General features: G+C 69.3%; 14 protein-coding genes. 9 read left to right on the forward strand and 5 right to left on the reverse strand.

The window, feature by feature from the left end:
• Positions 1-522 (forward strand): hypothetical protein (locus G6027_RS18305; RefSeq protein ID WP_187702466.1); only part of this gene is annotated, 522 nt, incomplete at its 5' end.
• A gap of 78 nt (positions 523-600) precedes the next feature.
• Here G6027_RS18305 and G6027_RS00550 read toward each other — a convergent pair.
• Genes G6027_RS00550 through mptB form a run of 4 tightly spaced genes read right to left on the reverse strand, consistent with a single transcriptional unit; the run spans position 601 to position 4,971 of the window.
• Positions 601-1,599 (reverse strand): COX15/CtaA family protein, encoded by a 999-nt coding sequence (locus G6027_RS00550; protein ID WP_182634439.1) that lies wholly within the window; start codon positions 1,597-1,599, stop codon positions 601-603.
• A 38-nt stretch (positions 1,600-1,637) separates the two neighbouring features.
• The gene (locus G6027_RS00555) at positions 1,638-2,429 is read right to left on the reverse strand and encodes an ABC transporter permease (protein WP_182634441.1); all 792 of its coding nucleotides are present in this window, start codon (positions 2,427-2,429) and stop codon (positions 1,638-1,640) included.
• Complete coding sequence (locus G6027_RS00560) at positions 2,426-3,361, reverse strand: ATP-binding cassette domain-containing protein (RefSeq protein ID WP_182634443.1); 936 nt, start codon at positions 3,359-3,361, stop codon at positions 2,426-2,428. Before G6027_RS00560 ends, G6027_RS00555 begins: the two co-directional genes overlap by 4 nt.
• 23 nt (positions 3,362-3,384) lie before the next feature.
• Positions 3,385-4,971 carry a polyprenol phosphomannose-dependent alpha 1,6 mannosyltransferase MptB gene (gene mptB, locus G6027_RS00565; protein WP_182634445.1) on the reverse strand — a complete coding sequence of 529 codons (1,587 nt, stop codon included), beginning with the start codon at positions 4,969-4,971 and terminating at the stop codon, positions 3,385-3,387.
• A 160-nt stretch (positions 4,972-5,131) separates the two neighbouring features.
• On the opposite strand from mptB, the gene G6027_RS00570 reads away from it, so the two are divergent.
• The 8 genes from G6027_RS00570 (at position 5,132) to G6027_RS00605 (ending at position 12,444) form a co-directional block, all read left to right on the forward strand.
• Positions 5,132-5,869 carry an HTH domain-containing protein gene (locus tag G6027_RS00570; RefSeq protein WP_182634447.1) on the forward strand — a complete coding sequence of 246 codons (738 nt, stop codon included), beginning with the start codon at positions 5,132-5,134 and terminating at the stop codon, positions 5,867-5,869.
• Complete coding sequence (gene sufB / locus G6027_RS00575; RefSeq protein WP_182634449.1) at positions 5,866-7,323, forward strand: Fe-S cluster assembly protein SufB; 1,458 nt, start codon at positions 5,866-5,868, stop codon at positions 7,321-7,323. The genes G6027_RS00570 and sufB overlap by 4 nt, the downstream gene beginning before the upstream one ends.
• A 5-nt stretch (positions 7,324-7,328) precedes the next feature.
• Complete coding sequence (gene sufD, locus G6027_RS00580) at positions 7,329-8,537, forward strand: Fe-S cluster assembly protein SufD (protein WP_182634452.1); 1,209 nt, start codon at positions 7,329-7,331, stop codon at positions 8,535-8,537.
• Between the two features lie 56 nt (positions 8,538-8,593).
• Entirely contained in the window at positions 8,594-9,364 is a 771-nt protein-coding gene (gene sufC, locus G6027_RS00585) for a Fe-S cluster assembly ATPase SufC (protein WP_182634454.1), read from the forward strand.
• Between the two features lie 18 nt (positions 9,365-9,382).
• On the forward strand, positions 9,383-10,642 hold the full coding sequence (locus G6027_RS00590) for a cysteine desulfurase (RefSeq protein WP_182634456.1): 1,260 nt from the start codon (positions 9,383-9,385) through the stop codon (positions 10,640-10,642).
• Positions 10,639-11,091: a Fe-S cluster assembly sulfur transfer protein SufU gene (sufU, locus tag G6027_RS00595; protein ID WP_182634458.1), complete on the forward strand. Its 453-nt coding sequence runs from the start codon at positions 10,639-10,641 to the stop codon at positions 11,089-11,091. The genes G6027_RS00590 and sufU overlap by 4 nt, the downstream gene beginning before the upstream one ends.
• Positions 11,092-11,097: 6 nt before the next feature.
• A complete protein-coding gene (locus G6027_RS00600) occupies positions 11,098-11,568 on the forward strand; it encodes a metal-sulfur cluster assembly factor (protein WP_182634460.1) in 471 nt (156 codons plus the stop codon).
• A 219-nt stretch (positions 11,569-11,787) separates the two neighbouring features.
• Entirely contained in the window at positions 11,788-12,444 is a 657-nt protein-coding gene (locus tag G6027_RS00605) for a hypothetical protein (protein ID WP_241726694.1), read from the forward strand.
• Here the strand turns inward: G6027_RS00605 and G6027_RS00610 are convergent.
• Positions 12,441-13,649 (reverse strand): lycopene cyclase family protein (locus G6027_RS00610; RefSeq protein ID WP_346995579.1); only part of this gene is annotated, 1,209 nt, incomplete at its 5' end. The two genes, G6027_RS00605 and G6027_RS00610, sit on opposite strands and share 4 nt — an antisense overlap.

Consider the following 13,649-nt stretch of genomic DNA (forward strand, 5'->3'; position numbering starts at 1 on the left):
GCGTCTGCGGAGTCCGCGGGCACGCCCTCGGAGACCGCGGCGTCCACCGGGACGGATGCCGCGCCCTCTGCCGCATCACGGCCCGCCGACGCCCCTGCCGCGTCCCAGCCGGTTGCGACACCTCCGGCGGACGAACCGGCCGCCGAGGAGAAGTCGGTCGAAGGACAGGCTGCCGAGAAGGCACCATCGGAGAAGATCGATCCCATCAAGGTCGAGCGCGTTCCGGCGGGTCCGACACCGCCACCGGGCGCCGTGAAGTTCGTCGAGAAGTTCCTCGCCCGCCATGGCGGCGCGGCCGATCTGGTCCTCCAGCCCACCGGTCGTACGGGGATCCGTCTGACGTTCGTGGGCGCGGACGGGGTCATGGGCGACTACATGGTCGACACCCTCGCCGAGGCCGAGGCCGTGCGCGATTCGGTTCCCGGGCTCACCGGTTCGGACTGGACCCGTGAACTGGTCTCCCATACCGATGTGCCCGCGGGCCACTGGAAGCGCATGGCCGGCTCCGGATCCCTGCTCTGAGTCTCCCGTAAGACGAGAACGGCCCCGCCACGGCGGGGCCGTTCTCCGTTCGCGGGGCGGGCACACCCGCCGGCCGGACTACGCGGGCCGTGCGTTCCCCACCGCGGGATCCCGGATGACAGCCGAGGCCCAGAGAGCACCGGTCACGGCGGTGATCGCCCCGGCCAGGGTCACGTGCAGGACCACCAGCACCTCGGGCACCCCCAACTGGTACTGGGTGATCCCCACGACAGCCTGTGCGGCGATCAGGGCGATCAGGATCAGACAGCGCCGGATGGCCGGTCCCCGAGCGCGCAACGCGAGCAGGCCGAACGCCAGACCGATGAGCAGGCAGACGTACCCGACCATCAGTTCTGCGTGGAAGTGGACCAGCCACTGGATCGGCATCTGGAGGCGGTCGGCGGCCTCGATGCGGGCGTCACCGGCGTGGGGGCCGGCTCCGGTGACCATGGTGCCGGTCACCAGCACGCCGACCAGGAGTACGGCGGAGAGGACGATGAGCCAGGACAGCGGTGTGGGGAGGACACGGCGGGCGGGGGAGTCGTCGGACTCACCGATCCGTACGAACAGGACGGCCGCGAGCCAGGCCAGGATCATGGACGGGAGCAGGTGGAGCGCGACGGTCCACCACACGAGGCCGGCCAGGACGGTGATGCCCCCGATCACCGCCTGCGCCAGGATCCCCGCGGGCATCGCCCACGCGAGCACCTTGAGCCCGCGTCGACGACCGGCACGATGGATCGCGAGCAGCAGGGCTGCCGCGATCGCGACCAGCACGAAGGTCAGGAGCCGGTTGCCGAACTCGATCGCCTGGTGCAGCGCGGGGCCGGCGCCGGCGACGGGGACGAAACTGTCCTGGTTGCACCGTGGCCAGGTCTCGCAGCCCAATCCCGAGGCGGTCACCCGAACGGTGACCCCTGTGGTCATGATGCCGATCTGGGCGAAGACGTTGGCCAGCGCCAACCCCTTCTGCAGCCGGATCGACGGCATCGGCAGACGGGACAACGGTCCCGTCGGTCCGGGGGGTTCGCTCGTGGCAGGGCTGCCGGGGTTCGGGGCGTGCGAAGTCGAGGTCACGCCCCCGATTCTAGGCGGGCGCGCAGACGGCTCCGCGATCAGGTGAAGGAGAAGTGCCGCACGGCCAGTCCGCCGCAGACCGCGGTCCACCCGGCCAGGACCAGTGCCGCCAGGGCGGGGAAACCTCCGTCGATCGCCGTGACCAGAGCGCTGGTCAGGGCGTACGACGGGACGACGACGAGGAGGTCGTGCAGCCACTCGGGCAGGGCGGCCACGCCGATCGCCAGACCGGCCGCGCCGATGAGGACGAACCAGATGAGGTTGGCCAGTGCCAACACGATCTCGGCCCGCAGGGTGCCCCCGAGAAGGAGCCCCATCGAGGAGAACGCGACCGACCCGAACGCGATCATCACCGCGCCCACGGCCAGGCCGGCCAGGCCGGGGCGCCAGCCGAGCCCGGCGGCGATCGCGCCGAGCAGGACCGCCTGACCGGCCACCAGGATCAGCGTGGCAAGGATCTTGCCGCCGATGATGACGGCAGGCGGGAGCGGGGTGCCACCGAGTCTCTTCAACGCGCCGTAACGACGGTCGAAGCCGACGGCGATGGCCTGTCCGGTGAACGCGGTACCCATGACGGAGAGGGTCAACACGGCCGTGATCGCGTAGTCGATCCTCGGCGATGGGATCGAACCGAACTCGATCGCGGTGAGCGCGAACAACACGGCCACAGGGATCACCAGGGCGACCAGGAGCTGTTCACCGTTGCGCAGGAAGAGCGTCAGTTCCATCCGGGTCTGCGACGCGGCCATCCGGACGAGTGGGGCAGGTGCGGACGGGTGGGCGAACGTGCCCGGCGCGAAGCGGTTGGCGCCGGTCTGGGTGTCGGTCATCGCAGGTCCCGTCCGGTCAGGTCGAGGAAGACCTCTTCGAGGCTCCTGGCGCGGGTGGCCAGGGAGGTGAGCTGGACGTCGGCCTTCTCGAGCGCCGCACAGAGGGTGGTCATGAGTTCGGGGGAGACCGGGCCGTGGACCTCCAGGACCCCGGCCGCGGACCCCGTCGTCACCGTGTGGTCCGGACCGATCGCGTGACTCAGGAGAGTCGGGGAGGCCTCGCCGTCGACGACCAGGGTCACGCCCTCGGACGTCCCTGCCCGAGCGAGTTCGGCCGGCGAACCGGCGGCCACACGGCGGCCGTGGTCGATGATCACGACCTCGTCGGCCAGGGCGGCGGCCTCGTCCATGAGGTGCGTCGTCAACAGCACGGCGGTGCCGTCGCGACGCAGCGCCCGGACCAGGTCCCACACGGCCCGGCGGGACTGCGCGTCGAGTCCTGCGGTGGGTTCGTCGAGGAACACCAGCTCGGGTCGGCCGATGACCGCGATGGCGAGCGAGAGTCGCTGCTGCTGGCCCCCGGACAGCCGCCGGTAGGGGGTGGTGACGTGGTCGCTGAGCCCGAGTTCGGCGAGGAGCCAGTCCGGATCGAGGGGGTCCGCGTAGTAGGAGGCGACCAGACGGACCATCTCCCCGACACGCGCCGCGGGGTACGCCCCGCCGCCCTGCAGCATCATGCCGATCCGGCTGCGGACCCGCTGACGGTCGGACACCGGGTCGAGCCCCAGCACCCGGAGAGAGCCACCGTCAGGGCGGAGGAATCCCTCGCAGACCTCGACCGTGGTGGTCTTGCCGGCGCCGTTGGGGCCGAGGAGCGCCATCACCTCACCACGGTCCAGACGGAGGTCCAGCCCGGCCACGGCCGTGGTCTCACCGAACCTCTTGACGAGTCCCTCGACGTGGAGCGCGGGGGAGTCGGTGCGTGAGGTCACGGGAGCATTCTAGGCCGCGCCGACTACCGGAAGCGCAACAGCCCCGGCCAGCGGAACATCGCGATCAGCAGGAACGTCACGGCCACGACGGTGGCCACCCACGCCTGGACGGTGACGAACGGCGGCAGGCCCGCACCCGGCGGGAGGGTGAAGCAGGCGAGCACGGCGCTGACCGCCACGACGGGGATCCGGAACTCCATCCGCGAGGCCCACGCCGCGAGCGGGATCAGGGCCCACAGCACGTACCAGGGCTGGACGACGGGGAAGCACAGGACGATGGCTGCCATCGACACCCCGAGGCCGCCGACCGGGTCGATCCGCCCGGCGGAGACCGCGAACAGCATCCTGACGGTGAACACGCCGGCGATCACGAGCGCCGCAGTCTGCACCATCACGAGGATCTGGGCGGTGTGGTCTCCCAGTCCCAGGTACTGTCCGATCCCGCCGACGATCACCCCCAGGGCCGTGGGCGGTGAGAGCCAGCTGCGTAGAGACGTGGCCGCCCCGAGCTTCGTGATCCACCCGAGGCCCGAGGAGGTCGCGAGCATGGCCAGTCCGGTGGTGGCACCGCTGATGACCACCATCACCAGAGCCGCCCGAACGGTGGCGAGATATCCGCCACCCCACCGACGGGCGAGCGCCATCCCGACGAAACCCAGGGCGACGACGGTGGGCAGTTTCACCAGCGCCGACCCGGTGACCAGGACGGTCCCCACGACGAAGAGGACCGTGGTTCGACGGCCGGATTCCGGGGAGTCCACCGCACGCAGGGCCAGCACGAGCCCGACGGCCAGCAGTCCCATCATGAGCGACTCGGAGTGGATACCGGACACCAGGTGGAACAACACGAGCGGATTGGCGACCGCCAGCCAGAGCGCCGCCACGTCCGACACCCCGCAGTACTCGGCCAACCGTGGGACCGCCCATCCCAGCATGAGGATCCCGATGATGGCCACCACCCGGTGCAGGATCGTGCCGACCACCACGTCGTCCCCCGTGAGCGTGTGGATCACCTTCTGCACGCCGAGGAACAGCGGGCCGTACTGGTTCGGGGTGTCCCGCCAGATGTCCGGGACGTTGACCGTCAGGGCGTGGGAGGTGCCCAGCGCCGACACCGGCCCCAGTGCGTACGGGTCGTCGAGTGTGTTGCCGATCGCGCCCTGGGCCAGATAGCTGTAGACATCCTTGCTGAACATGGGTGGGGCCAGGGCGAGCGGCAGCGCCCACGACGCGATGATGCGGTCGAGTGTGGCCCGGTCGATGCGGCCGCTCAGCCGTCCCCGGCGATCCCGGCCCAGGACGTACGGGGCGAGCAACAGCCAGCAGAGCGTCACCACCACCATCCCGGTCATGACCACGGTCATGGAGGACTGTTGCACCCTGAGCCACAGACCGAACAACCGCTCACCGGCGACGGGATTCTGCAGGACCGGCAGAGCGCCGGCGCCGAGGGCACCCACCGCCATAGCGACGGCCGCGGTGGTGCCGATCCTGCGGATCCGACGGAGTCGGGCCAGTTCAGCCGACGGTGGGGTCCCGGTAAACCGTTCCTCGGTGTGCAGTCGGGCGGTGACCGACCCCGCGCCGCGTACCGGGAACCTGGGTGCCACTGACCTCAGCCTCTCTCCACAGTGGGTGTCGCAGGTCACATTCCGACGGCACCGCCGGACTCGCGGGGGGTGGGAATATTTCCGTCACGGAAGTGTTGCGTAATATGAGGTGGTGCGTCCCGCACGGGGCGCACCGAGCATAGCCGGAAGGGAGTGGCAGATGAGCGTGCAGCACGCGTACGAGAGCAGCACGCGGCCCGACACCCGCTCGGCCGTCCGTGAACTCCTGTTGGAACGAGGGGCACTGACCGCCGTAGAGATCGGACGGGAGCTCGGGTTGACCGCTGCCGGTGTCCGCCGACATCTGGACCAACTGGTCGAGTCCGGGGAGGTCGAGGCCACTCGGACCCGCCCGGCCGGCACCCGCGGCCGTCCGGCCAAGGCCTTCCAGGTCACCGCGATGGGCCGCAGTTCGGCGCAGCACGGGTACGACCACCTTGCCGTGGAGGCCCTGTCCGCCCTGCGTCGTGTCGGCGGCCCCGCTGCGGTCGCGGACTTCGCGCGCCAGCGTGTCCGGTCGTTGATCGGGCACGTCCGCCCCGCCGACGGTCCGGACGACGTCGAGCGTGCGGCGACCGACATCGCTACCGCGCTCACCGGGTCGGGTTATGCCGCCTCGATCGAGGAGGCCGGGACGGGCCTGCAGATCTGCCAGCACCACTGTCCGGTCTGGAACGTCGCTTCCCGGTTCCCGGAACTCTGCGAGGCCGAGCAGGAGGTGGTGTCCGAGATCGTGGGCACCCACGTCCAGCGTCTGTCCACCATTGCCGGCGGGAACTGCGCCTGCACCACGAACATCCCCACGGGGACGGTGACCGCCGGAGCCCTGGCGGCCACCATCCCCGTAGCGGCCGGCGCAGACGCGTCGGTTCCGACCCCCGAAAGGACTGTGCGATGACCATCACCCCAGATCAGGTGACGGCCGACGTCACCGTGCACGAGCCGACCACTGATGAGGAGCGGATCGCCTCCCTCGGTCAGTACAACTACGGTTGGCACGATTCCGACTCCGCCGGTGCGACCGCACAGCGTGGCCTCTCGGAGGCCGTGGTGCGTGACATCTCCCAGAAGAAGAGCGAGTCCGAGTGGATGCTCGCCAAGCGACTCAAGGCGCTGGCGACGTTCTACAAGAAGCCGATGCCCGGATGGGGTTCGGACCTGTCGGGGATCGACTTCGACAACATCAAGTACTTCGTGCGGTCCACCGAGAAGCAGGCCACCTCGTGGGAGGACCTCCCCGAGGAGATCAAGAACACCTACGACAAGCTCGGCATCCCGGAGGCGGAGAAGCAGCGTCTCGTCGCCGGCGTCGCGGCCCAGTACGAGTCCGAGGTGGTCTACCACCAGATCCGTGAGGACCTCGAGAGCCAGGGTGTCATCTTCATGGACACCGACACCGCGCTCAAGGAGCACCCCGAGTACTTCGAGGAGTACTTCGGTTCGGTGATCCCGGCCGGCGACAACAAGTTCTCCGCCCTCAACACCGCGGTGTGGTCGGGCGGCTCGTTCATCTACGTCCCGCCGGGCGTCCAGGTGGACATCCCGCTGCAGGCCTACTTCCGCATCAACACCGAGAACATGGGCCAGTTCGAGCGCACGCTCATCATCGTCGACGAGGGCGCCTACGTGCACTACGTCGAGGGGTGCACCGCGCCGATCTACAAGTCGGACTCGCTGCACTCGGCCGTGGTCGAGATCGTCGTCAAGAAGGGCGGCCGCTGCCGCTACACGACCATCCAGAACTGGTCGAACAACGTCTACAACCTCGTCACCAAGCGCGCCCGGGCCGAGGAGGGTGCCACCATGGAGTGGATCGACGGCAACATCGGCTCCAAGGTGACCATGAAGTACCCGGCGGTCTGGCTCACCGGCGAGCACGCCAAGGGCGAGGTGCTCTCGGTGGCGTTCGCCGGCGAGGGCCAGCACCAGGACACCGGTTCCAAGATGCTGCACCTGGCGCCCAACACGTCCTCGAACATCGTCTCCAAGTCGGTGGCGCGAGGCGGCGGGCGCTCGGCGTACCGCGGGCTCATCCAGATCAACGCCGGCGCCAAGGGCTCCAAGTCCAACGTCGAGTGCGACGCACTGCTGGTCGACAACATCAGCCGGTCCGACACCTACCCCTACATCGACATCCGCGAGAACGATGTGACGCTGGGGCACGAGGCCACCGTCTCCAAGGTGAGCCAGGACCAGCTTTTCTACCTCATGAGCCGCGGCCTGGCCGAGGACGAGGCGATGGCCATGATCGTGCGCGGATTCGTCGAGCCGATCGCCAAGGAGCTCCCCATGGAGTACGCCCTCGAGCTCAACCGCCTGATCGAACTCCAGATGGAAGGGTCGGTGGGCTGACCACCATGACAGACACCACTGCACCCACCACCGGGACCGGCCCCACGCCGGTGACGGACCGCTACGGGGTCCCGGTCACCGCGACCAAGGGCGACCAGTTCTCCTCCTTCGACGTGAACGCGTTCGAGGTCCCGAGCCACAAGGACGAGATCTGGCGCTTCACCCCGCTCAAGCGGCTGCGCGGGATCCATGACGGTTCCAACGTCACGGCTACCGGCAGCCTGCTCACCTCCGTCGCCGAGCGCGAGGGACTCAGCATCGAGACCGTCCCCACCACGGACCGGCGCATCGGCGAGGCCGGCGCCCCCCGTGACCGCGTCGCCGCCCAGGCCTTCAGCTCCGTCGAGCAGGCAACGGTGCTGACCGTGGCCAAGGAGACCGTCCTCGACGAGCCCGTGTACGTGACGGTCGACGGACCGGGGGAGGGCGAGTTGGCCTACGGCCACGCCCAGATCCGCCTGGAGCCGTTCGCCAACGCCACGTTCGTCGTGGACCAGCGCGGCGGGGGGACGATCGCCGAGAACGTCGAGTTCGTCGTCGGCGACTCCGCCCACCTCGAGGTGGTCCTCATCCAGGACTGGGATGACGACGCGCTGCACCTGGCCAATCACCACCTGCAGGTCGGTCGCGACGCGACCCTGACCTACACCGCCGTGACCTTCGGCGGCGAGCTCGTGCGGATCGCGCCGCTGGCAGCGTTCACGGCCCCGGGCGGCACGGTGAACATCAACGGCCTGTACTACGCGGACGACGGCCAACATCTCGAACACCGGTTGCTGGTCGATCACGCGGTGCCCCACTGCACCTCGCGGGTCCTCTACAAGGGCGCGCTTCAGGGCGACGCGACGTCGAAGCTGCCCGACGCCCACACCGTGTGGATCGGCGAGGTCCTCATCCGCGCCGCGGCCGAGGGCACCGATACGTACGAGATGAACCGCAACCTCGTCCTGACCGACGGGGCGCGCGCGGATTCCGTACCGAACCTCGAGATCGAGACCGGCGAGATCGCCGGCGCCGGTCACGCCAGCGCCGTGGGGCGCTTCGACGAGGAGCACCTGTTCTACCTCATGTCCCGAGGCATCGCCGAGGACGTCGCCCGGCGCCTCGTGGTCCGTGGGTTCTTCGGCGAGGTGATCAACCGCATCGGCGTGCCGGAGGTACGCGAGCGGATCGCCGAAGCCGTCGAGCTGGAGCTGCAGTCCTCCGGGATCTGATCCCAGGCCCCCGAGAGACCACCCCCGAAGACTTCAAGAAGATTGCGAGCACACCAATGACCATTCTCGAGATCAAGGGCCTGACCGCCCGCGTCGCGGCGACCGCGGACTCGGCTGAGACCGTCGACATCCTCAAGGGCGTCGACCTGACCATCGAGTCGGGCCAGACCCACGCCATCATGGGCCCCAACGGCTCCGGCAAGTCGACCTTGGCGTACGTCATCGCCGGCCATCCCAAGTACGAGGTCACCGGCGGCACCGTCACCCTCGACGGGGAGGACGTCCTGTCGATGGAGGTCGACGAGCGCGCCCGCGCCGGCCTGTTCCTCGCCATGCAGTACCCGACCGAGATCCCCGGGGTCTCGACCGCCAACTTCCTGCGCACCGCAGCCACCGCGGTCCGGGGCGAGGCGCCCAAGCTCCGGCACTGGGTCAAGGAGGTCAAGGAGGCCATGTCCGACCTCGACTTCGACCCGGCCTTCTCCGAGCGCAGCGTCAACGAGGGCTTCTCCGGCGGCGAGAAGAAGCGCCACGAGATCCTCCAGTTGGATCTCCTCAAGCCCAAGATCGCCGTGCTCGACGAGACCGACTCCGGTCTCGACGTGGACGCGCTGCGCGTGGTGTCCGACGGTGTCAACCGTTACCGGAGCGAGGAGAACGGCGGCATCCTCCTCATCACGCACTACACCCGCATCCTGCGGTACATCTCGCCCGACCGGGTCCATGTCTTCGTGGACGGCCGCGTCGCCGCCTCCGGTGGAGCGGAGCTGGCGGACGAGCTCGAAGCCGAGGGCTACGAGAAGTACCTCACGCCCGCGAACGCCTGATCGGACAGCTGGGAGAACATGACCTTGACCCTCGATCTCACGGCCGTCCGCTCGGATTTCCCGATCCTGCAGCGGACGGTCCGCGACGCAAAGCCCCTGGTCTACCTCGACTCCGGGGCGACCTCACAGCGACCGATCCCCGTACTGGACGCGGAGCGGGACTTCCTGCTGCACTCCAATGCGGCGGTCCACCGGGGTGCGCACCAGCTCGCGGAGGAGGCCACGGACGCCTACGAGGACGCCCGCGCGACCATCGCCGGGTTCGTCGGGGCCGGGGTGGACGAACTCGTCTTCACCAAGAACGCCACAGAAGCCCTCAACCTCGTCGCGTTCGCACTCGGGGACGAGAGGTTCGGTGAGTACGCCGTCGGCCCCGGTGACGAGGTCGTGATCAGCGAACTCGAGCACCACGCCAACCTTGTGCCCTGGCAGGAGCTGTGCCGCCGGACGGGCGCCACCCTGCGGTGGTACGGGGTGACCGACGACGGCCGGATCGACCTCGACTCGCTCCAGTTGACCGACGCGGTCAAAGTCGTCGCGCTGACCCATCAGTCCAATGTGACCGGGGCGGTGACGGACGTGGCGCGGGTAGTCGAGTCCGCCAAGGCCGTGGGCGCGCTGGTCGTGTTGGACGCCTGCCAGTCCGTGCCGCACATGGCCGTGGACTTCCACGAGCTGGGTGTCGACTTCGCCGCGTTCTCCGGGCACAAGATGCTCGGGCCCACCGGCATCGGCGTGCTCTACGGACGCCGCGGGCTGCTCAGGGCCATGCCGCCGGTGCTCACGGGTGGATCGATGATCTCCACCGTGACCATGGAGCAGTCGACCTATGCCGACCCGCCCCAGAGGTTCGAGGCCGGGGTGCCGATGGTGTCGCAGGCCGTGGGCCTCGCCGCCGCGGTGCGCTACCTCGAGGGCGTGGGGATGGAGACGGTCGCCCGGCACGAGGAGTCGCTCACCGCGGCCACCCTCGAGGCCCTCGGCCAGATCCCCGGCATCCGGATCGTCGGTCCGCGGGACATGGTCGCGCGGGGCGGTGCCGTCTCCTTCGTGGTCGACGGTGTCCACGCCCACGACGTCAGCCAGGTCCTGGACGACGACGGTGTCGCGGTACGAGTGGGACACCACTGCGCGTGGCCGCTGCACCGCCGACTCGGAGTGCAGTCCACGGTCCGGGCCTCGTTCGCGCTGTACAACACCCTCGACGAGGTCGAGGTGCTCGCCCGGTCACTGCGCCGGGCCCAGGAGTTCTTCGGAGTGGGAGGTGCGCGTTCGTGAAACTCGAGCAGATGTACCAGGAGGTCATCCTGGACCATTACCGACACCCGCACCACAGCGGACTGCGGGAGCCCTTCGGGGCCGAGGTGCATCACGTCAACCCGACCTGCGGCGACGAGCTGACGCTGCGGCTGCAGCTCTCCGACGACAAGTCGACGATCGAGGACGTGTCCTACGACGCGCAGGGGTGCTCGATCAGTCAGGCGTCCACCTCGATGATGGCCGACCTCATCGTCGGGCGGACGGTGTCGGAGTCCCTCGAGGCCTACGACGCATTCCACGAGATGATCTCATCCCGCGGGAAGCACGAGGGCGACGAGGAGATCCTCGACGACGCCGTCGCCCTGTCCGGGGTGTCCCGCTACCCGGCGCGCGTCAAGTGCGCGCTGCTGGGGTGGATGGCATACAGGGACGCTCTCGGCCGACAGACCGAACAGCATCAGGAGTGAAGTGACATGACCGATCAGATGACCCCGGCCAACGACCCCGCGGTAGACGATCCGTCCGCGGCGGCGGAGAACGAGACCCCGGCGGGCACCGTCTACAACGGTGAGTTCCGCCCGGATCCGAACCGCCCGGAGCAGTCGGAGGAAGACCTCGCACTGGTCGCCGACCTCGAGGAGGCCATGCGCGACGTGGTCGACCCCGAGCTCGGGATCAACGTGGTGGACCTCGGGCTGGTGTACGACATCTGGGTCCGCCCGGGTGAGACCGAAGGCTCCACCATCGCGCGTGTCGACATGACGCTCACCTCGGCGGCCTGCCCGCTGACCGACGTCATCGAAGACCAGGCCCGTAGTGCGACGATCGGTGCCGATCTGGTCAACGACCTCGAACTCAACTGGGTGTGGATGCCGCCGTGGGGCCCGCAGATGATCACTGACGACGGCCGGGAGCAGCTCCGGGCGATCGGCTTCACGGTCTGACTTCCGCGGGAACACCGCCCTCGGCCTCCCGGGGGCCCCGGCGGTTCACCGGGTGTTTACCCTGGAAGCATGGCCCCACCCGCGGAAGACATGGCGACCGGAGCGCCGCGAGACCACGATAGGGACCCGGGAGTAGCCGGATATCGGTTGTCCCGGGCGGCCAGGTGGTTATTGCTTCCGTCGCTTCTCCTGGCGCCGCTGTCAGGTCTTCTGTACGTGATGGTCCGGGTCACCGGGAGCCATGAGCCGTATCAGGGGTGGAACCTGCTGTGGACCGCGTTCGACATCGGAGCCGAGGGAAATATCGCGGTCTGGTTCGCGGCCACGATGTGGCTCCTCGTCGGCGCGTTGGCCGCGCTGGCAGCCCTCACCTCCGATCGGTTCCGCACGTCGTGGTGGTTGTTCGCCGTCGTGGCCGTCATCGCCTCGGCCGACGAGGCGGCGGCGCTCCACGAGCGACTTTTCTACGTGGGTGACCGCCTGGCGCCGGCGCTGCCGGGCGATCTCTACTACAGCTGGGTCATCCCCGGGACCGCCATCGCGTTCGTGGTGGCCGCGCTTCTCCTCCGCCTGGTGCTCGCCCTCCGTACGCGGGTGACGATCTGGCTGATCGGCTCCGCGGTGGTGTTCCTGCTCGGTGCGCTGGTCATCGAGTCCGTCTCCGGGATCGTGGAACGCGACCAGGGGAGGTCCGACCTGTATGTGGCGATCATGTACGTCGAGGAGACCTTCGAACTGATCGGGGTGGCATGGGCCGTGATAGCGCTGGCTTCGATGTTCAGCCTGACCCGGCGCCACGGTGGACTCACCCTCGCCTTCGACGGGTTTCCGCCGTCGCCGGCAGAGACGGGACCAGGACGTCCCGGGGAGGCTTAGGCCGGTCGAGCGTCAACAGCTCGGCGGGGGCGCCGCCGGAGCACTGCGGCGATCATCCCCACCTTGCCGCGTGCGGGAATGATCACCCACATGTCCCACATCGCCAGCGCCAGTTGATACGAGGGGCTCGCGCCGTCGAGGAACCACTGCTGACGACGTCCGTCGATCTGTCCGAACGCGCCGAACAGCTGCCTCAGGGTCCGGCCGTCGGCGCGCAGGAGAACGCGGAGTCCGATCCGGTGCAGCGTGGTGCTCGCCGGGGACCGGGGCGCCGGGATCGGGAATCCGGTGCCGAGGGCGTGCACCGCACCCGGGACCGCCGCCAGCATCGAGGCCACCGAGTACCCCGTCGCCGCGTGGCCATGTCCCCCGGCGGTGCCGAAGGCCTCGATCCGAGGGGCTCCGGACCCACCACCGCGGGGGAGCAGCGGGATTCGCACCCGCTCCACCTCGAGCGGAGCGTCGAGGGCCGACCGCGCGACTCCGCGTCGCAGGAGCCGCGACCGCAACCGGGCCTCAAGGTCAGCGGGATCCGGTGCGGGCGACCCCGCGAGACACGTCTCCTCCAGGAGGACCCTGCCTGAGCCCAGGGGGATCGCGTACAGGAAGCTCGGGCCCAGCTCGTCGTCGTCGTGATCCGTCCGCCAGTCCATGAACAGCGCCGGATCACCGTCGAGGGCGGGGGCCGCGTCCACCGCGTCCAGGACGATCCCGTAGGCGGTCTGGTGGGGGCCGGGATTGGTGGGGCCGCCGGCGCCGCGGCAGTCCACCACACGGTGCGCACGGGCGGTCAGTGCCGGCAACTCGGCATCGTCGACGACCGTTGTCTCGACCGTCACGCCGACCCCGAGAGGCAGGGCCTCGCGCAGGGCGTCGTTGTCGAGCACGCTGTAGATCCGGTCCACCACGACCCGGTCCGGGGAGTAGTGCACCGGCCCGTGGACGGAGTGCGCCAGGACGTCGACGCCACACGCCGCCACCGAGAGCCATGGGGCGAGCTGGTCCGCCCACAGGGAGAGGGTCTGGCGCCACGGCGCGTCGGGCTTCGGGTCGATCGCGAGCACGCTCAGGCCCGAGGCGGCGCAGCGGGAGGCGAGCGCGCGGCCGGCCGGTCCCAGACCGACGACGGCGACGTCGTACAGAGCATCCCCCGTAGCATCCATGACGACCGACAGTACCGCCGATGAGAGGTCATGGACGTGCCG

Origin of the sequence: Dietzia sp. SLG310A2-38A2 (assembly GCF_014145095.1) — a bacterium.
GTDB lineage: Bacteria > Actinomycetota > Actinomycetes > Mycobacteriales > Mycobacteriaceae > Dietzia.

Coding starts and splice junctions, on each gene's coding strand:
- G6027_RS00600 (WP_182634460.1), top strand. CDS start 11,098: ATGACCGATCAGATGACCCCGGCCAACGACCCCGCGGTAGACGATCCG.
- G6027_RS00555 (WP_182634441.1), bottom strand. CDS start 2,429: ATGACCGACACCCAGACCGGCGCCAACCGCTTCGCGCCGGGCACGTTC.
- G6027_RS00605 (WP_241726694.1), top strand. CDS start 11,788: ATGGTCCGGGTCACCGGGAGCCATGAGCCGTATCAGGGGTGGAACCTG.
- sufB (WP_182634449.1), top strand. CDS start 5,866: ATGACCATCACCCCAGATCAGGTGACGGCCGACGTCACCGTGCACGAG.
- sufC (WP_182634454.1), top strand. CDS start 8,594: ATGACCATTCTCGAGATCAAGGGCCTGACCGCCCGCGTCGCGGCGACC.
- G6027_RS00570 (WP_182634447.1), top strand. CDS start 5,132: ATGAGCGTGCAGCACGCGTACGAGAGCAGCACGCGGCCCGACACCCGC.
- G6027_RS00590 (WP_182634456.1), top strand. CDS start 9,383: ATGACCTTGACCCTCGATCTCACGGCCGTCCGCTCGGATTTCCCGATC.
- sufD (WP_182634452.1), top strand. CDS start 7,329: ATGACAGACACCACTGCACCCACCACCGGGACCGGCCCCACGCCGGTG.